The 17492-nt window shown below is 72.7% G+C and carries 15 protein-coding genes; 6 read left to right on the plus strand and 9 right to left on the minus strand.

Features of this window, described 5'->3' with window-relative positions; translation table 11 throughout:
- A partial coding sequence (locus ACFU9E_RS26130) for a hypothetical protein (protein ID WP_380715385.1) occupies positions 1-2555 on the minus strand: 2555 nt, incomplete at its 3' end.
- 551 nt (positions 2556-3106) lie between these two features.
- On the minus strand, positions 3107-3541 hold the full coding sequence (gene mce / locus ACFU9E_RS26135; protein WP_355371384.1) for a methylmalonyl-CoA epimerase: 435 nt from the start codon (positions 3539-3541) through the stop codon (positions 3107-3109).
- A gap of 256 nt (positions 3542-3797) precedes the next feature.
- On the opposite strand from mce, the gene ACFU9E_RS26140 reads away from it, so the two are divergent.
- Both ACFU9E_RS26140 and meaB read left to right on the plus strand, forming a co-directional pair.
- The gene (locus ACFU9E_RS26140; RefSeq protein WP_380688879.1) at positions 3798-4991 is read left to right on the plus strand and encodes an acetyl-CoA C-acetyltransferase; all 1194 of its coding nucleotides are present in this window, start codon (positions 3798-3800) and stop codon (positions 4989-4991) included.
- An 81-nt stretch (positions 4992-5072) separates the two neighbouring features.
- Positions 5073-6029 (plus strand): methylmalonyl Co-A mutase-associated GTPase MeaB, encoded by a 957-nt coding sequence (gene meaB / locus ACFU9E_RS26145; protein WP_380715387.1) that lies wholly within the window; start codon positions 5073-5075, stop codon positions 6027-6029.
- Positions 6030-6109: 80 nt separating this feature from the next.
- Here meaB and ACFU9E_RS26150 read toward each other — a convergent pair whose 3' ends face one another.
- From ACFU9E_RS26150 to ACFU9E_RS26165, 4 genes are all read right to left on the minus strand, one after another.
- The gene (locus tag ACFU9E_RS26150; protein ID WP_380689434.1) at positions 6110-6634 is read right to left on the minus strand and encodes a MarR family winged helix-turn-helix transcriptional regulator; all 525 of its coding nucleotides are present in this window, start codon (positions 6632-6634) and stop codon (positions 6110-6112) included.
- A gap of 121 nt (positions 6635-6755) precedes the next feature.
- Positions 6756-7562, minus strand: coding sequence for an AIM24 family protein (locus ACFU9E_RS26155; RefSeq protein WP_380689443.1), 807 nt, complete (start codon positions 7560-7562; stop codon positions 6756-6758).
- 275 nt (positions 7563-7837) lie between these two features.
- Positions 7838-8488 carry an AIM24 family protein gene (locus ACFU9E_RS26160; protein ID WP_380689437.1) on the minus strand — a complete coding sequence of 217 codons (651 nt, stop codon included), beginning with the start codon at positions 8486-8488 and terminating at the stop codon, positions 7838-7840.
- Positions 8488-9126, minus strand: a complete 639-nt coding sequence (locus ACFU9E_RS26165; protein WP_355372792.1) for an AIM24 family protein — start codon at positions 9124-9126, stop codon at positions 8488-8490. The genes ACFU9E_RS26160 and ACFU9E_RS26165 overlap by 1 nt, the downstream gene beginning before the upstream one ends.
- Positions 9127-9267: 141 nt before the next feature.
- On the opposite strand from ACFU9E_RS26165, the gene ACFU9E_RS26170 reads away from it, so the two are divergent.
- Entirely contained in the window at positions 9268-9642 is a 375-nt protein-coding gene (locus ACFU9E_RS26170; protein ID WP_380689440.1) for a DUF3817 domain-containing protein, read from the plus strand.
- A gap of 94 nt (positions 9643-9736) precedes the next feature.
- Here ACFU9E_RS26170 and ACFU9E_RS26175 read toward each other — a convergent pair whose 3' ends face one another.
- Positions 9737-11338 carry a M4 family metallopeptidase gene (locus ACFU9E_RS26175; RefSeq protein ID WP_380687308.1) on the minus strand — a complete coding sequence of 534 codons (1602 nt, stop codon included), beginning with the start codon at positions 11336-11338 and terminating at the stop codon, positions 9737-9739.
- A 407-nt stretch (positions 11339-11745) separates the two neighbouring features.
- A complete protein-coding gene (locus ACFU9E_RS26180) occupies positions 11746-13383 on the minus strand; it encodes a M4 family metallopeptidase (protein ID WP_380687310.1) in 1638 nt (545 codons plus the stop codon).
- A 490-nt stretch (positions 13384-13873) separates the two neighbouring features.
- Here ACFU9E_RS26180 and ACFU9E_RS26185 point away from each other — a divergent pair, with 490 nt between their 5' ends.
- The 3 genes from ACFU9E_RS26185 (at position 13874) to ACFU9E_RS26195 (ending at position 16717) form a co-directional block, all read left to right on the plus strand.
- Positions 13874-14413 (plus strand): MarR family winged helix-turn-helix transcriptional regulator, encoded by a 540-nt coding sequence (locus ACFU9E_RS26185; protein ID WP_380687312.1) that lies wholly within the window; start codon positions 13874-13876, stop codon positions 14411-14413.
- 49 nt (positions 14414-14462) lie between these two features.
- On the plus strand, positions 14463-14831 hold the full coding sequence (locus tag ACFU9E_RS26190) for a DUF3817 domain-containing protein (RefSeq protein WP_355372778.1): 369 nt from the start codon (positions 14463-14465) through the stop codon (positions 14829-14831).
- Positions 14832-15031: 200 nt separating this feature from the next.
- The gene (locus ACFU9E_RS26195; protein WP_380687314.1) at positions 15032-16717 is read left to right on the plus strand and encodes a methylmalonyl-CoA mutase; all 1686 of its coding nucleotides are present in this window, start codon (positions 15032-15034) and stop codon (positions 16715-16717) included.
- Positions 16718-16792: 75 nt separating this feature from the next.
- Here ACFU9E_RS26195 and ACFU9E_RS26200 read toward each other — a convergent pair whose 3' ends face one another.
- Complete coding sequence (locus ACFU9E_RS26200) at positions 16793-17446, minus strand: TetR/AcrR family transcriptional regulator (RefSeq protein ID WP_380689584.1); 654 nt, start codon at positions 17444-17446, stop codon at positions 16793-16795.
- Between the last annotated feature and the right edge of the window lie 46 nt (positions 17447-17492).

A 17492-nucleotide genomic window follows, 5' to 3' on the forward strand; every position in this document is an offset into this window, starting at 1 on the left:
GTGGCGGCGGTTTCGGCGTCGGTGCGGACGCGTTCGGCGTGGGCCTCGGCGGCTTCGCGGACGGCGGTGGCCTCGGCGGCGGTGCGCTCGGTCAGCTCGGCCGCGGCGGTTTCGGCTTCGGCGCGGCGCTGTTCGGCGGCGGTTTCGGCGGCTTCGAGGGCGCGCTCGGCCTCGGCCTTCAGGCGCGCGGTTTCGGCGGTGGTGCGTTCGGTGAGTTCGGTGGCGGCGGTTTCGGCGTCGGTGCGGACGCGTTCGGCGTGGGCCTCGGCGGCTTCGCGGACGGCGGTGGCCTCGGCGGCGGTGCGCTCGGTCAGTTCCGCCGCGGCGGTTTCGGCCTGCTCGCGCGCGGCCGTGGCGGCGGACAGCTGCTCGGCGGTCTCCTCGCGCTCCCGGAGCAGCCCGGCGGAGGCCTCCGCGCGCTCGCGCCGGCTCTCCTCGCGCAGCGCCTCGGCGGCGGCCTCGGACTCGGCCCGGGCCCGGGCGGCCTCGGTGTCGGCGTCGGTGCGCACCCGCTCGGCGTCGGCCACCGCGGCGTCGCGCACGGCGTTCGCCTCGGCCTGCGCGTCGGCCCGCACCGCTTCGGCGGCGGCCGTCGCCTCGGCGCGCACCCGCTGGTCGAACTCGGTTGCCCCGCGGCGCAGTTCGGCGGTCTCGCGCTCGGCGGCGGACCGGTTCTCGGCGGCCGCGGCCTTGGCGGCGGTGAGCGCGTCCCGGCCCTGCTGCTCGGCCGTGGCGGTGGTCTTCGCGGCCTCGGCGCGGGCCCGCTCCAGGGTCTGCTCGGCCCGGCCCTGGGTCTCGGCGGCCTGCTCCTTGGCCTGCTCGCGCAGCCGCTCGATCTCGGCAGCGGCGCCCGCGCGCAGGTCGTCCGCGTCGGCCTTGGCCTTGGTGAGCAGCTCCTCGGCGCTCTTCGCCGACTCCTCGATCTGCAGCACCGCCTGCCGGCGGGCCTCGCCGCGCACCCGGTCGGCCTCGGCGGCGGCCTGCGAGCGCAGCTCCTCCGCCTCGGCGCGCAGCCGGGCGGCCTCGTCCTGCATCTCCTGGATCCGCTCACGCACGGCGGCGGCGTCGTCCAGGGCGGCGTTCTGGGCGGCCTCGACGGCGGCCTGCGCCTGCTCGCGCAGCCGCTCCGCCTCGGCGGCGGCCTCGGCGCGGATCCGCTCGGCCTCGGCGGTGGCGCCGGTGCGGGCGGCCTCGGCGTCGCGGCCGGCCCGGTCGAGCATCTCCTCGGCGGACTTCGCGGCCTTGGCCAGCTGGGCGGCGGCCTCCGTGGCCCCGGCCGCCCGGCCGGCCTCCTCGGCCTCGCCGCGCAGCTGCTGGGCGGCGGCCTCGGCCTGCGCCCGCAGCTCGGCGACGTCCCGGTCGGCCTGAGCGCGCAGCTCGGCGATCGCGGCCTCGGCCTCGGCGCGTAGCTGTCCGGCCACCGACTCGGCGGTGGCGCGCAGCCGCTCGCTCTCCTCGGCGGCGGCGGCCTTGGCGGCGTCCGCCTCGGCCTGCTGGGTGGCGGCCTCGGCGCGGATCGCGTCGGCCTCCTTGGTGGCCTGGGCGACCATCCGGGCCACCTCGGCGCGGGCGGTCTGCGAGCGCTGCTCGTTGGCGGCCTCGCCGTCGGCGACCTTCCGCTCGGCGGCGGCCTCGGCGTCGGCCTGCAGCTGTTCGGCGGCGGCCTCCGCCTGCGAGCGCAGCTCGGCGGCCTCCTGCCGGGCCCGCTCGGCCTCGGCGACGGCCTCGGCGCGCAGCCGTGCTATCTCCGCCTGGGCGTGACCGAGCTCCTGCTGGGCGCGGGCCTGCTCGGCGGCCGCGGCCTCCTTGAGCCGGCCGATCTCGGCGCGGGCGGCGGCCAGCTGCTGCTCGGCGGCGGCATGCGCGGCGGCGAGCTGCTGCTGGGCCTCGCCACGGGCGGCGTCCACGTCCGCGGCGGCCTGGGCGCCGGCCTGCTGGGCCTGCTCGGAGGCGGCCCGCAGCAGGCGCTCGGCGTCGCTCTGGGCGCGCTGGAGGGCGGCCGAGGCGGCGGCCTGGGCCTCGCCGCGGGCGGCGTCGACGTCGGCGGCGGTCTGGGCGCGGGCGTGGTCGGAGAGCGCGGCGGCCTCGGCGCGGGCGGCGGCCATCATCCGCTCGGACTCGGCGCGGGCCTCCTGGAGCAGGCGCTGGGCCTCCTGCTCGGTGCCGGCCCGGGTCTGCTCGGCCCAGCTGACGTTCTCGTTGACGTGCTGTTCGGCGCTGCGCCGCAGCTCGGCGAGCTCCTCCTCCAGCTGGCGGCGGCGGGCGGCCAGCTCGGCCTCCAGCCGGGCGGTGCGCTCGGCGGCCTCGGCCATGATCCGCTGGGTGGCGGCCTGGGAGTCGCGCAGCTGGCGCTCGGCGTCGGCACGCAGCTGCTGGGCCTGCATCTCGGCGGTGCGGAGCATCTGCTCGGCCTGGCCGGACACGGCGTCGAAGGCACGCGGCTGGGCGAGCATGCGGCGGGACTCGTGCAGCTTGGCCCGGAGCACCTCCACCTGGTAGGCGAGGTCCTCGGCATGCTCGACTGACTTGTCCCGCTCCTTCCGAGTCCGATCCATCTCGGCCTCGAACTGGGAGAGGTGATCGTCAACCTCGTAGCGGTCGTAGCCCCGCACTCCGCGGTCCCATCCATCTCCTGGTCGCGTCCTCGACCCGGCCGGTCCGTGCTCCCGTTGTCCGGGCACCGGTCCGACTGGTCCTTGCATCCGCGGCGGTCCGGACGCCCCTGCCTTGCCGGGGACGCCCGCCGCGGTCGTCGGAGTCCGGGGCGGGAGCGCGGTCGATCCGCGTTCCCCCGTCCGGGTGGACTCCTGGGCGAACTCTTGCCTTGTGGAGAATGGTGACAGATCCGTCTTGCGACTGTTCAGCCGTGCCCGCGTAATGGACTCCCCTGCGACGGGCCTCCCACCGGGGCGGACGGGCCTGTCTTCGGCCGTGCTCGTCGTCCCCGTCCCCCGGAGTCTTCGCGCACCTGGGCATTGTAGTGGGAGCGTCTTGCGGGGGAATGGTCGCGTGGGGGTTTTCCGGGTTGCCCGGTGAGGTTACTGACGGGTCATGAGGGTGGCGGGGCGGCGGACGGCCGGGTGCCGCCCCGCGACGGCGGCGGCCCTCAGTGCGCGTCGGGCCCGGCGGCGGTGACCAGCTCGGTCAGCACCCCGCCGCAGTCCTTGGGGTGCAGGAAGGTGATCCGCGAGCCCATCGAGCCGGTGCGCGGCTGGTCGTAGAGGACCCGCACGCCCTTGGCCCGGATCTCCTCGGAGTCGGTGTCGACGTCGGCGGTGCCGAAGGCGATGTGGTGGACGCCCTCGCCGTTCTTCGCCAGCCACTTGCCGACCGGGGAGTCCTCGCGGATCGGCTCCAGCAGCTGGAGGTACGACGCGCCGCCGTCTCCGGTGTCGTTGATCTTGAGCATGGCCTCCCGGACGCCCTGCTCCTCGTTGACCTCGCTGTGGAACACCTCGAAGCCGTAGGTGGCGCGGTAGAACTCGACGGTCTTGTCGAGATCGCGGCAGGCGATGCCGATGTGGTCGATGCGGGTGAGCACGGGGGCCTCCGGTCCGGGACGGGTGCGACGGGACGGCAACAGTGCAGCGCATGCCGGACGGCGGCGCCAGCGATCGGGGTGCGAGTCTGCTCACACGGGCCGGGCGGCAGGGTTCACCCGGATCGACGCGGCACGGTGTTGACTGGATGGTGCCAGTGCGCTCGATCACATCTTGGGTCCGGTGACGGGCGGGTACCAGGTCAGTACATTGAGCGGAATCCTCCACCTGGCCACGACGTGCGAAGGGGCTCGTCCCATGACCAACACCACCTCAGTGATCGTCGCCGGGGCGCGCACCCCGATGGGCCGGCTGCTCGGCTCCCTCAAGGGCTTCTCCGGTGCCGAGCTCGGCGGCTTCGCGATCAAGGCGGCGCTGGAGCGGGCCGGCGTCACCGGCGACCAGGTCCAGTACGTGATCATGGGCCAGGTCCTGCAGGCCGGCGCCGGCCAGATCCCCGCCCGCCAGGCCGCCGTCAAGGCCGGGATCCCGATGAACGTCCCGGCGCTCACCATCAACAAGGTCTGTCTCTCCGGCCTGGACGCCATCGCGCTGGCCGACCAGCTGATCCGGGCCGGCGAGTTCGACATCGTGGTGGCCGGCGGCCAGGAGTCCATGACCAACGCCCCGCACCTGCTGCCGAAGTCCCGCGAGGGCTACAAGTACGGCGCGATCGAGCTGCTCGACGCGATGGCGCACGACGGCCTGACCGACGCCTACGAGAACATCCCGATGGGCGAGTCCACCGAGAAGCACAACACCCGCCTCGGTATCCCGCGCGAGGTCCAGGACGAGATCGGCGCCGCCTCGCACCAGCGGGCCGCCAAGGCCCAGGCCGACGGTGTCTTCGAGGCCGAGATCGTCCCGGTGGAGATCCCGCAGCGCAAGGGCGAGCCGGTCCTGTTCAGCCAGGACGAGGGCATCCGCGCCGACACCACCACGGAGGGCCTGGCCAAGCTGCGCCCGGCCTTCACCAAGGACGGCACCATCACCGCCGGCACCTCCTCGCCGATCTCGGACGGCGCCGCCGCGGTGGTCGTGATGAGCAAGGCCAAGGCCGAGGAGCTGGGCCTCAGCTGGATCGCCGAGATCGGCGCGCACGGCAACGTCGCCGGCCCGGACAACTCGCTGCAGTCGCAGCCGTCCAACGCGATCAAGCACGCGGTCGCCAAGGAGGGCATCACGGTCGAGGACCTCGACCTGATCGAGATCAACGAGGCCTTCGCCGCCGTCGCCTTCCAGTCCACCAAGGACCTCGGCGTCTCGTCGGAGATCGTCAACGTCAACGGCGGCGCGATCGCGCTCGGCCACCCGATCGGCATGTCCGGCGCCCGCGTGGTGCTGCACCTGGCGCTGGAGCTGCAGCGCCGCGGCGGCGGCGTCGGCGCGGCCGCGCTGTGCGGCGGCGGCGGCCAGGGCGACGCGCTGATCGTCCGGGTGCCCAAGGCCTGACCGGAGTACCGACCGATTCACGACGGGGCTGCGGACCACCACAAGTGGTCCGCGGCCCTTCGGCGCAAGGAGCAGCTACCGATGATCGATGTGCCGACCCTGGTCGAGCAGGCCCGGCAGGGCCGTCCGCGGGCGGTCGCCCGCCTGATCTCGCTGGTCGAGAACGCCGCGCCCGAGCTGCGCGAGGTGATGGCCGCGCTGGCGCCGTACACCGGGCACGCCTACACGGTGGGCCTGACCGGCTCGCCGGGCGTGGGCAAGTCCACCTCCACCTCGGCGCTGGTCTCCGCCTACCGGCGGCTGGGCAAGCGGGTCGGCGTGCTGGCGGTCGACCCGTCCTCGCCGTTCTCCGGCGGCGCGCTGCTCGGCGACCGGGTCCGGATGCAGGACCACGCCACCGACCCGGAGGTGTTCATCCGCTCAATGGCCACCCGCGGCCACCTCGGCGGACTCTCCTGGGCGGCCCCGCAGGCGCTGCGGGTGCTGGACGCCGCCGGCTGCGACGTCATCCTGGTGGAGACGGTCGGCGTCGGCCAGTCCGAGGTGGAGATCGCCGCGCAGGCCGACACCACGGTGGTGCTGCTCGCCCCCGGCATGGGCGACGGCATCCAGGCCGCCAAGGCGGGGATCCTGGAGATCGGCGACGTGTTCGTGGTCAACAAGGCCGACCGGGACGGCGCCGACGCCACCGCCCGGGAACTCAACCACATGCTGGGCCTGGGCGAGGCCCGGGACGCGGGGGACTGGCGCCCGCCGATCGTGAAGACGGTCGCGGCCCGCGGCGAGGGCGTCGACGAGGTGGTCGAGGCGCTGGAGAAGCACCGCGCCTGGCTGGACGAGCACGGCGAGCTGGCCGCGCGCCGCCGCCGCCGGGCCGCAGACGAGATCGAGGCGATCGCGCTGGCCGCGCTGCGCGCCCGGATCGGCGACCTGCACGGCGACCGGCAGCTGGCCGGTCTGGCGGAGCGGGTGGTGACCGGCGAGCTGGACCCGTACGGCGCGGCCGACCGGCTGGTGGCGGGCCTGACGGCGTCCTGACGCCCGCCCCGGCCCGGCCCCGCGCGCGGACCGGCGGCCGGCGGCCCCGCGGACGGGCTGCCGGCCGCCGGTCCGTCCGCTCAGCCGCGGCCGCGCAGGCCCCGCAGGTGCTCGGCGACGGGCGCCAGCGCCTCGTACATCGCGTCGAGCTGCTCGGCGGAGAAACGGTCGATGAAGTGCGCCCGGACGCTGCGCACATGGCACGGCGCGACCCGCTGCATGGTCTCCCAGCCCTGCTCGGTGAGGTGGGCGTAGAGGCCGCGGCGGTCGCCGGGACACTCCTGGCGCAGCACCAGGCCGGCGTTCTCCATGCGGGTGATCTGGTGCGAGAGCCGGCTCTTCGACTGGAGGGTTGCGGTGGCCAGGTCGGTCATCCGCATCCGCCGCTCGGGGGCCTCGGAGAGCACCACCAGGATCTCGTAGTCGTTGATCGCGAGGTTGTGCGGCTGGAGTTCACGGCTGAGCTGGTAGTCCAGCAGCTTGGCGACCTCCAGGTGGGCGCGCCACAACCGCTGCTCCCGGGCGGTGAGCCACGGGGTCTCCTCCTCGGGCCCCTCGGCCGGTGGGGCTGAGATGTCGGCGGGGTCGATCGTGTGCGTCTCCATGGACCCCACGATACCGCATTTAGTTCAATGTTGTACGACTTTCCCGGCATTCCCGCCGGGCGGCCGACGCGATCCGGCCACGGCGCGCGCGGGGTGCCTGCCGCGCGCCGTGGCCGTGCGGTCAGAGCCCGAAGCGCCGTCCGAGGTTGCCCAGGTTACCGAGTCCGGGCACGTTCATGTTGGGCAACTGACTGTTGCCCGAGCCGTGCTGGCCCGGCACCCCGCCCATCGGCACCCCGGCCTCGGCGTGCACCTCGCCGACCGAGCGCTCGGCCATCAGTACCTCGCTCGACTGGAGCAGCACCTGGCCGGCGCCGATGAACTCGAACTGGTGCTCCTCGCCGGAGGCCCCGCCCAGCCCGGTGAGCCGGCGCAGGCCGCCGATCAGCCCGTGCATGTAGTCGTGGTCGTAGTGGTGGCACGGCGCCGGGCAGTCCGCCCAGCCGACCAGCGCCTGCGGGTCCACCCGGATCGGCGGCTCGACGAAGTGCACCGGCCCGTTCGAGGCGGCGACGAACTTGCCGGTGCCGATCAGGGTCAGGAACCCGGGGATGATCGACTGCTTGAGCTTCAGGGTGGGCTCGTAGGCCAGCAGGTTCCCCGAGCGGACCGTCAGGTTCCCGTCCTCCAGGTCGTAGGAGTTCAGGTCGAAGGCCCGGTCGGCCAGCAGCAGCTTGCCGCGGCCCTCGGCGACCACCCAGTCCGCCGCGTGCATGGGGGAGTTGAAGTGCCCGAGCAGCCGGTCGGCCGCGCCGGAGCCGACGCCCTTGAAGGAGATGTCGCCGTAGTAGGCGATCATCTTGCCCTTCTGGAGGAAGTACGCGCCGTTGAGGTCGACCGAGAAGGCGTACGGGTTGACGTTGTCGTTGGACGGCAGGCTGTGCGCGTCGTGCACCACCGGGCCGGAGCCGTTCTGCGCCGTGGGCAGCGGGGCCTGCGCGCCGCCGTACTGCTCCTGGGCGTACTGCTGCGGCGGCTGGGCGGGCGGCGGGGGCGGCGGGTAGCCGCCCTGCTGGGGGTAGCCGTGCTGGGGGTAGCCCTGCTGGGGGTACGGCTGGCCGGGCGGCGGGGGGTAGGGCTGCCCCTGCGGCGGATACGGCTGGTTCTGTGGCGGGTAGCCGGGCGGCGGTGCGGCGGGGTAGCCGGGCTGGGTCGGCTGGCCGTACGGGTCCTGGCCGTACGGGGGCTGCGGAGGGTAGGACATCAGAGCTTCTCCTCGCTCGCCTGCACGTACACCGTGCCGTTCCCGGACAGCTCCAGCTGGAACGCCTCGCCGGAGCCGCGGCCGATCATGTCGCGCCACCCGAGCGCGGTGGACAGCTTGTTCTGGACCTGGCCGCGGTGCGCGACATAGGCCTGCGGGTCGACGTGCACCGGCTGGTGCGGGGTGATCGGCAGCTCGAAGACGCCGCCGTGCGCCATCACCGCGACCGAGCCCTTGCCGTCGAGCTTGGTGGTGAACAGGCCCTGGCCGGTCACCTGGCCGCGGACCATGCCCATCACGCCGCCCTGCGAGCCCATGAACATGGTGGACTGCTGCAGCGAGCCCTCGAAGGCCAGCAGCCGGTCCGCCTCGACGTACAGGGTGTCGCCGGTCAGGTCGATCACGTGCACGTGGTGGCCGCCGTGGCCGAACATGACGCTGCCCTGGCCCTCGACGGTCATCAGCGGGGTGTCCTCGTTGGCCACCCGGCGGCCGATCATCGACATCACGCCGCCCTGGCCGCCGGTGATGTTCGGCGTGAACCTCACCTCGCCGGTGTACGCGAGCATCGCGCCGCGCTGGCTGAACAGCCGCTGGCCCGGGACGACCCGGGCCTCGATCATCTTGCTGTTGATCTTCGTGAACGCCATCAGACGTCGCCCCCGATGGTCAGCTTCTCGGAGGGCTGCACGTAGACCAGCCCCTCGCCGGTGAACTCCACCTGGACGGCCTCGCCGCCGCCCTCGCCGATGAAGGTGCTCCAGCCGGCGCCGGACTTGATGGAGCGGTTGAGGTTTCCGGTGTGGGCGACGTACGCCCCCGGGTCGACCCGAAGCGGTGTGCCCTGGGAGACCCGCAGGATGATCGCCGGCCCCTTGGAGGTGACGGCGGCCCAGCCGTGGCCCTCGACCTTGGTGGTGAACAGGCCGTTGCCGGCGGACAGGCCGTTCAGACCGGTGAAGGTGGTGCCGGTCTTCAGGGTGCCCTCGGTGCAGAGCAGGTTGTCGGACTCGACGTACAGCGTCTCGCCGTTCAGCCGCACGAGGTTGATCTCGGTGGCCTGGTCGGCGAAGTAGCAGGTGCCCTGTCCCTTCACCTCCATGACCGTCATCTGCTCACCGGTGAGCCGACGGGTCACCATGCCGCGCAGGCCGTCACCGCCCCCGCTGAGCTTCTTGAAGTTCATCTGGCCGGTGTACGCGACCATCGAGCCGTTCTTGGCCTTCACGGAATCGCCGGTCATGTCGACGGCGAGCGTCTTTGACCCCTGGAGTCGAAACTGTGCCACGGCCGCAATCTAGCGGTCGGCGGGCGCGGCGGGGGAGGGGGCGGCGGTGTTCTGGTACGCGTCTGCGACAAAGCGGCCGGTCGGACTCCGGTACCACCCCCGCCGATTGGTTCGGACAGGTGATCGGTGATAATGGACCGGATGCTTGTGAGCCGGTTCACAAGCGATCTCCAGAGTCCCCCGCGTATCGAGGTACCCATCGTGAACAGCAGCGCCGTCCACCGCCTGCGCCTGGTCTCCGGCCCCGAAGGGGTCTCCTTCCTGCTCCTGCTGCTCTGCTCGGTGCTCAAGCGCACCACCGACTTCAACGCCGTCCCGGTGATGGGCATGATCCACGGGATCCTGTTCATCCTGTACGTCGTCTTCTGGATCATGGCCTGGCAGACGCAGAAGTGGGACGTCAAGCGCGGCGCCCTGCTGTTCATCCTCTCGGTGCTGCCCGGCGGCGGCTTCGTGGCCGAGCGGATGCTCGCCAAGGAGGAGCGCGGCAAGGTCGCGGTGCCGGCCGCGGCCTGACTCCTCCCCGCGACGCGCCGGCAGGCTGCCGGGGCCCCCTCTCCCAGTGGGCCCCGGCAGCCTGCCGTCTTTTCCGGGGGTGGTCCGTGCGCCGCTAGTTGACGTTCACCGCGCTCCACGCCGCAGCCACCGCGTTGACCTCCGGGGCGCCGTAGAGGTCCCTGGCGGCGTTCAGGGTGGCTGCGCGGGCCGCCTTGTAGTTGGTGCTGGAGGTGAAGTAGACGGTCAGCGCGCGGTACCAGATGGCGGCGGCCTTGGCACGGCCGATGCCGGCGACGGTGGAGCCGTTGGAGGTCGGGCTGTTGTAGCTGACGCCGTTGATCACCTTGGCGCCGCTGCCCTCGGACAGCAGGTAGAAGAAGTGGTTGGCCACGCCCGAGGAGTAGTGGACGTCCAGGCCGCCGATCCCGGCGTACCAGGCGTCGGGGGACGTGCCGTCCCGGGAGGGCTTGTCCTGGTAGCGCAGCGGCGTGCCGTTGCCGAAGATGTCGACCTTCTCGCCGATCAGGTAGTCCGGCACGTCCCCCGGCAGGTTGGCGTACCACTCGACCAGGGTGCCGAAGATGTCCGAGGTGGCCTCGTTGAGGCCGCCGGACTCGTTGAGGTACGTGAGGTTGGCGGTGGCCGAGGTGACGCCGTGGCTCATCTCGTGGCCGGCCACGTCGAGGGAGGTCAGCGGGTGGGTGTTGCTCTGGCCGTCGCCGTAGGTCATGCAGAAGCAGGAGTCGTCCCAGAACGCGTTGACGTAGGCGTTGCCGTAGTGCACCCGGTTGCTGGCGCCGACGCCGTTGTTCTTGATGCCGTTGCGGCCGAAGGTGTTCTTGTAGAAGTCCCAGGTCGCGCCGGTGCCGAACTGCGCGTCGACCGCGGCGGACTGGGTGTCGGAGGGGGTGCCGTTGCCCCAGACGTTGTCCGCGTCGGTGTACAGCGCGTTGCCGTTCTTGGCGTTGCCGGTCCACTGGTTGCCGCGGGACGGGTCCTTGAGCTGGTAGGTGGCGCCGCTCTGGGTGGTGTTGAGGGTGACGGTGCCGACGTGCACGCCCTTGCCGGTGCCGTTGACGGTCTGCACCTCCTCGTGGGTGGAGAGGACCTGGCCGGTGGCGGCGTCGGTGACCAGCTGCTGGCGGCTCGGGGTGCCGTCGGCTCGCTCGCCGTGGACCGCCGTCCGGTAGGCCAGCCGCGGGCTGCCGTCGCCGGCCCAGACCACCAGGGCCGGGGTGCCGGCACCGTCGACCCGGGTGACCGGGGAGGCGTCCTTGTCGGTCGGGGCGATGCCGACGGTGGCCCGGACCGAGTCGACGGCCTGGGTGGAGGCGGTGCCGGCGGAGATCGCCGGGGTCAGGCTCGCCAGTGCGAGGCGGCCGTCGAAGGCCCGGTCCACCGAGGCGATCGTGCCGTTGGCCTTCTGGTGGACGACCAGGTCGCCGCCGAGCACCGGCAGGCCGGCGTAGGTGCGGTCGTAGCGCAGGTGGCGCGTGCCGTTGGCGTCGACCACCACGTCCTTGACGACCAGCTTCTCCTGGCCGCCGAGGGTGAGCGCCCTGGCCACCGGGGCGGCCTGCTGCCCGGCCAGCGCGATGAGCGAGTCGCGCTGCTGGACGGGGGCGGCGTGGGCGGGGGCGGCGGCGACCTGGATGGCGCCGGCCAGCAGGACGGAGGCGGAGAGTACGGCGCCGGCTGTCAGCTTTCGCTTCACGTACGGGTTCCTTCCACGAAACCGCGGGTGCGCGGTCACGCCACGTACCGGGGCGCCGGGGTCGGCGCCAGGGGGCGGTAGGGCGCGGACGTGCTGGTCCCGTGCGGCCTGACGCACCGTCGATGGGTGGGGGCGACGGGCGTCCGGACGGGGCTTTGGTCAGAAGCATGACAATAAAGGGCATGGAAGGACAGGTCGCCGCCGGGGATTGGCCAGGTTTCGCCAAGACCCGCACGGATGGGTTCGGGTACGACAGTTGACCGGTTCGTCCCGGTCGGTCCGCTGGCGGGTTCCCGCCAGCGGCGCGTCTTGCCGCCCCCGTCCGGCGTTGCTACGCGGGCGAAGGGAACGGAGACGTCCGGGGCCTCCCCTCCCAGCGGGGCCCCGGACGTCTGCCTCGGCGGGCGTCAGTTGACGTTGACCCCGCTCCACGCGGCCGCCACCGCGTTGTACTCGGTGCTGCCGGCGCCGTAGAGGTCGGCCGCCGCGCTCAGGCTGCCGGTGCGGGCCGCCTTGTAGTTGGTGGTGGAGGTGAAGTAGACGGTCAGCGCGCGGTACCAGATCGCCGCCGCCTTGTCCCGGCCGATGCCGGTGACGGTGGAGCCGTTGGACGTCGGGCTGTCGTAGGCGACCCCGTTGACGGTCTTGGCGCCGCTGCCCTCGGACAGCAGGTAGAAGAAGTGGTTGGCCACGCCCGAGGAGTAGTGGACGTCCAGGCCGCCCACCGAGGAGGACCAGGAGTCGGCCGAGGCGCCGTCCTTGGAGGGCTTGTCCATGTAGCGCAGCGGGGTGCCGTCGCCGTTGATGTCGATCTCCTCGCCGATCAGGTAGTCCGGCTTGTCGGCGGGGAGGTTGGCGTACCACTCGACCATGGTGCCGAAGATGTCCGAGGTGGCCTCGTTGAGGCCGCCGGACTCGCCCGAGTAGTTCAGGCCGGCGGTGGCCGAGGTGACGCCGTGGGTCATCTCGTGGCCCGCGACGTCCAGCGCGGTCAGCGGGTTGGTGTTGTTGGTGCCGTCGCCGTACGTCATGCAGAAGCAGGAGTCGTTCCAGAACGCGTTGACGTAGTTCCGGCCGTAGTGGACCCGGCTGGTGGCGCCGACGCCGTTGTTCTTGATGCCGTTGCGGCCGAAGGTGTTCTTGTAGAAGTCCCAGGTGGCCGCCGCGCCGAACTGGGCGTCCACCGCGGCCGACTGGCGGTTGGCGGCGGTGCCGTCGCCCCACACGTTGTCGGTGTCGGTGAGGAGGGTGCCGGAACCGGAGGTCTTGCCCTTGAGGTCGCTGGTGGACTGGCCACCGCGCGAGGCGTCCTTGAGCGAGTAGGTCGAGCCGCTCTGGGTGGTGGTCAGCGGGACGGTGCCGACGAAGACGCCGGTGCCGGTGCCGGTGGCGGTCTGCACCTGCTCGTGGCTGGAGAGGACCTGGCCGGTGGCGGCGTCGGTGACCAGCAACTGACTGCTGGGGGTGCCGTCGGCGCGGACACCCTCGACGGTGGTCCGGTAGGCCAGCCGCGGGTTGCCGTCGGCGGCCCAGACGACCAGCTGGGCGGCGCCGGCCCGGTGCACCCGGGTGACCGGGGACTCGTCCTTGTCGGCGGCGATGCCGACGGTGGACTGCACCGCGCCGGTGGCCTGGTCGGCGGCCCGGTCGGCGGGGATCCCCGGGGTCAGGCTGGGCACCGCGATCTGCGCGGTGACGGCCTTGTCGACCGCCTTGACGGCGCCGTCGGCGGCCTGGTGCACGACCAGGTCGCCGCCGAGCACCGGCAGGCCGGCGTAGGTGCGCTCGAAGCGGAGGTGGCGGGTGCCGTTGGCGTCCACCACGGCGTCCTTGGCGACCAGCTTCTCCTGGCCGCCCAGCCCGAGGGCCTTGGTCAGCGGATCGGCCTGACCGTTCGCCAGCGCGATCAGGTCGGCGCGCTGCTGCGCGGCCTGCGCCTGGACCGAGGGCGTGGGGGTGGCCTGGGCGGTCGTGCTCACCTGGATGACGCCGGTGACGAGGGCGGTGGCGGAGAGTACGGCGCCGGCTGCGAGCTTTCGCTTCACGTACAGGTCCTTCCGGGAAACCGCGTGTGCGCGGTCGCGCCGCGCTCCGGGGTGCCGGGCTTGGCACCTGAGGGGCGGAACGGGCGCTGACGTGCTGCTCCGTGCGGTCCACGGTGGTCACCGGTGAGTGGGGCGGTGGCCACCGAACGGGGCTGGCGGAAAGCATGACAATCCAACAAGTGAAATGACAGGTCTCGTTCATGGATTGGCCAGGTCTCGCCAACGCGACGGAAGGTGAACGGCGTGACGAACGGGACGAATCGCCCCGCCGTTCGGCGGGTTACCGCCCGAACCGACGCCTGGTGGCGGGGCGGACGCCGCCGCGGGGGCCAACCGGCCCGCCGTCGGGGATGGTTGGTGCCCGTTCATACCCCCGCAACGTGCTGGTACGTACCTGACAGGTCGACTGGCGGGTTCCCGCCACGTGTCGCGCTTGTCCACCATCAGGACGCCTGGTAGCCCGCCCCGCGCCCGCCGGTACGGTAAGGAGGTGGCCAAGCCCCTCGCACTCGACTTCGACCCGATCGCCCGCGCCGACGAGCTGTGGACCCGCCGCTGGGGGACCGTCCCCGCGATGGCGGCGATCACCTCGGTCATGCGGGCGCACCAGATCCTGCTCTCCCGCGTGGACGCGGTGCTCAAGCCGTACGGGCTGACCTTCGCCCGCTACGAGGCGCTCGTGCTGCTCACCTTCAGCCGGACCGGCGAGCTGTCGCTCTCCAAGATCGGCGAGCGTCTGATGGTGCACCCGACCAGCGTCACCAACACCGTCGACCGCCTGGAGCGGGCCGGCCTGGTCGCCCGCCACCCCAACCCGCTGGACGGCCGCGGGGTGCTCGCCGCGATCACCGGCCGGGGCCGCGAGGTCGTCGAGGGCGCCACCCGGGAGCTCATGGCGATGGAGTTCGGCCTGGAGGAGTACGACGCCGACCAGTGCCGGGAGGTCTTCGAGCTGCTCCGCCCGCTGCGGGTGGCGGCGGGCGACTTCGCCGAGCCGTCCGGCGAGGGGGCTGCGCGGCCGGGGGCGTGAGGGCGGCTACCCTCGTGTGAGCGGTGCGCGGATCCGGACGTACCCCCCGATGCTGCCGAGCGAGGCGATGAAGACGATGAAGGCGACCCCCCTGCTGGGCTGGTACCGCGCCCTGGCCATTGCGACCGGTGTGGCACTGCTGGTGTTCTGCGGCTTCATGGTCGCGAAGTACGGCTTCCACGCGGCCGAGGACGTGACCACCTACGTCGCGATGCTGCACGGCTACCTCTACATCGGGTACTTCGTGGTGACCTTCCTGCTCGGCCAGAAGCTCAAGTGGCCGCTGGGCCGGATGGTCTTCACCCTGGCCGCCGGCTGCATCCCGTTCGCCTCCTTCGTCGCCGAGCGCAAGGTGGTCGCCGAGGCCGCCGCCAAGCTGCCCGCCGGTGACGCCGCCCGCCAGCCCGCCGGCGTCTGAGCGGAGCTCCCGGGGCACATCACGAGGGCGCCCTTCCCCGTCCGGGGGAGGGCGCCCTTTCGTATGCCCGCGCATATGTGCGCGCGGTCGGAGGCGGATGTCCGTCGACAAGTACTAGGACGTCCGAGTAAATTGGTAGGACGTCCTAACAGCTGTGCCGCCCGCTGGCGTGGCGGCCGTACGGAGCGGAGTTCGGGGTCATGGACGCCGAGGAGATCGAGCGCGGGCGGCAGCGCTGGCAGCAGCGGTACGACAGCGCCCGCAAGCGGGACGCGGACTTCACCACCCTCTCCGGGGACGAGGTCGAGCCGGTCTACGGCCCGGCCCCCGGACAGGCCCACGAGGGCTTCGAGCGGATCGGCTGGCCCGGCGAGTACCCCTACACCCGGGGCCTGCACCCGACCGGCTACCGCGGCCGGACCTGGACCATCCGCCAGTTCGCCGGCTTCGGCAACGCCGAGCAGACCAACGAGCGCTACCGGATGATCCTGGAGGCGGGCGGCGGCGGCCTCTCGGTCGCCTTCGACATGCCCACCCTGATGGGCTACGACTCGGACGACGCACGCTCGCTCGGCGAGGTGGGCCACTGCGGCGTCGCGATCGACTCGGCCGCCGACATGGAGGTGCTGTTCCGCGGCATCCCGCTCGGCGAGGTCACCACCTCGATGACGATCAGCGGCCCGGCCGTGCCGATCTTCTGCATGTACCTGGTCGCCGCCGAGCGGCAGGGTGTCGACCCGGCGGTGCTCAACGGCACCCTCCAGACCGACATCTTCAAGGAGTACATCGCCCAGAAGGAGTGGCTCTTCGCCCCCGAGCCGCACCTGCGCCTGATCGGCGACCTCATGGAGTACTGCGCCAACGGGATCCCGGCGTACAAGCCGCTCTCGGTCTCCGGCTACCACATCCGCGAGGCCGGGGCGACGGCCGCGCAGGAGCTGGCGTACACCCTGGCCGACGGCTTCGCCTACGTCGAGCTGGGCCTGTCCCGCGGCCTGGACGTGGACGTCTTCGCACCCGGCCTGTCCTTCTTCTTCGACGCGCACCTCGACTTCTTCGAGGAGATCGCCAAGTTCCGCGCCGCCCGCCGGATCTGGGCCCGCTGGATGCGCGAGCGGTTCGGCGCGAAGACCGAGAAGGCCCAGTGGCTGCGGTTCCACACCCAGACCGCCGGTGTCTCGCTCACCGCCCAGCAGCCGTACAACAACGTGGTCCGCACCGCCGTCGAGGCGCTCTCGGCGGTGCTCGGCGGCACCAACTCGCTGCACACCAACGCCCTGGACGAGACCCTGGCGCTGCCCTCCGAGCAGGCCGCCGAGATCGCCCTGCGCACCCAGCAGGTGCTGATGGAGGAGACCGGCGTCACCAACGTGGCCGACCCGCTGGGCGGCTCCTGGTACGTCGAGGCGCTGACCGACCGGATCGAGCAGCAGGCCGAGGAGATCTTCCGCAAGATCCTGGACAAGGGCCGCGAGGACCACGCGATCGGCCCGATCACCTCCGGCATCCTGCGCGGGATCGAGGACGGCTGGTTCACCGGCGAGATCGCCGAGGCCGCCTTCCAGTACCAGCAGGGCGTGGAGAAGGGCGAGAAGCGGGTCGTCGGCGTCAACTGCCACCCGCGCAGCGTCACCCCCGAGCTGGAGATCCTGCGGGTCAGCCACGAGGTGGAGCGCGAGCAGGTCCGGGGTCTCGGCGCGCGCAAGGCGGGCCGGGACGAGGCCGCGGTCCGGGCCGGGCTGGACGCGATGCTGGCCGCCGCGCGGTCCGGCGCGTCGATGATCCCGCCGATGCTGGACGCGGTGCGCGCCGAGGCGACCCTGGGCGAGATCTGCAACGCGCTGCGCGAGGAGTGGGGGATCTACCGGGAGGCCGCCCGGTTCTGAGCCGGTCCGCACGGGCGTGAAGGCCGCCCGGCGCCCCTTCGCGGGGTGCCGGGCGGCCTTCGTCGCGCCCCGGCCTCAGCCGGACCGCGGGATCGGGAAGGGGCCGAGCAGCAGACCGGTGAAGCGCCGGGTCCACTCGGGGGTGATCGGCTCGCCGCTGACCAGCACCCGGTGCTCGACGGTCCCGGCGATGGTGTCGAAGATGATGTCGACCTCCTCGCGGGTGGTCGCCTCGTCGCAGTCCGGCGCCAGCTCGCCGCGGGCCTGGGCGGCCGCGCGGCCCTGCCGGACCAGCCGCTTCTGGGGGTCGACGATCGACTCCCGGATCCGCCGGCGCAGCTGCCGGTCGCGGGTGCCCTCGGCGAACAGGGCGAGCAGCGCCGCCTGGCTCTCCGGGCGGGCCAGTAGGTCCGCGAACTGGGCCACCACGGCCTCGATGTCGGCCTGCAGGCTGCCCAGGTCGGGCATCACCAGCTCGTCGAAGAGACTGGCGACGGCATCCACCACCAGCTCGTTCTTGGACGGCCAGCGGCGGTACAGGGTGGTCTTGGCGACCCCGGCGCGGGTCGCGACATGGCCCATGGTGAGCCCGCCCCAGCCGAGTTCGGCCAGCGCCTCGCGGGTGGCGTCCAGGATGGCGCGGTCGGCGGCGGCGCTGCGCGGGCGGCCCTTGGCCCGGGTGGTGGCGGTCTCCGGGGTCTCCGGGACGAATGGCTGGGGGGCCGGCACCGGGCCTCCTCTGCGATTTACCGGTAAGTAACTTGGGTGGGGCAGG

Origin of the sequence: Kitasatospora sp. NPDC057595 (genome assembly GCF_042800875.1) — a bacterium.
In the GTDB taxonomy this organism is placed as follows: Bacteria; Actinomycetota; Actinomycetes; order Streptomycetales; family Streptomycetaceae; genus Kitasatospora.

What these genes read in the sequence shown, in the direction of transcription:
- ACFU9E_RS26140 (WP_380688879.1), top strand. Translation starts at nt 3,798, where the DNA reads ATGACCAACACCACCTCAGTGATCGTCGCCGGGGCGCGCACCCCGATG.
- meaB (WP_380715387.1), top strand. Translation starts at nt 5,073, where the DNA reads ATGATCGATGTGCCGACCCTGGTCGAGCAGGCCCGGCAGGGCCGTCCG.
- ACFU9E_RS26150 (WP_380689434.1), bottom strand. Translation starts at nt 6,634, where the DNA reads ATGGAGACGCACACGATCGACCCCGCCGACATCTCAGCCCCACCGGCC.
- ACFU9E_RS26160 (WP_380689437.1), bottom strand. Translation starts at nt 8,488, where the DNA reads ATGGCGTTCACGAAGATCAACAGCAAGATGATCGAGGCCCGGGTCGTC.
- ACFU9E_RS26170 (WP_380689440.1), top strand. Translation starts at nt 9,268, where the DNA reads ATGCTTGTGAGCCGGTTCACAAGCGATCTCCAGAGTCCCCCGCGTATC.
- ACFU9E_RS26190 (WP_355372778.1), top strand. Translation starts at nt 14,463, where the DNA reads ATGCTGCCGAGCGAGGCGATGAAGACGATGAAGGCGACCCCCCTGCTG.
- ACFU9E_RS26195 (WP_380687314.1), top strand. Translation starts at nt 15,032, where the DNA reads ATGGACGCCGAGGAGATCGAGCGCGGGCGGCAGCGCTGGCAGCAGCGG.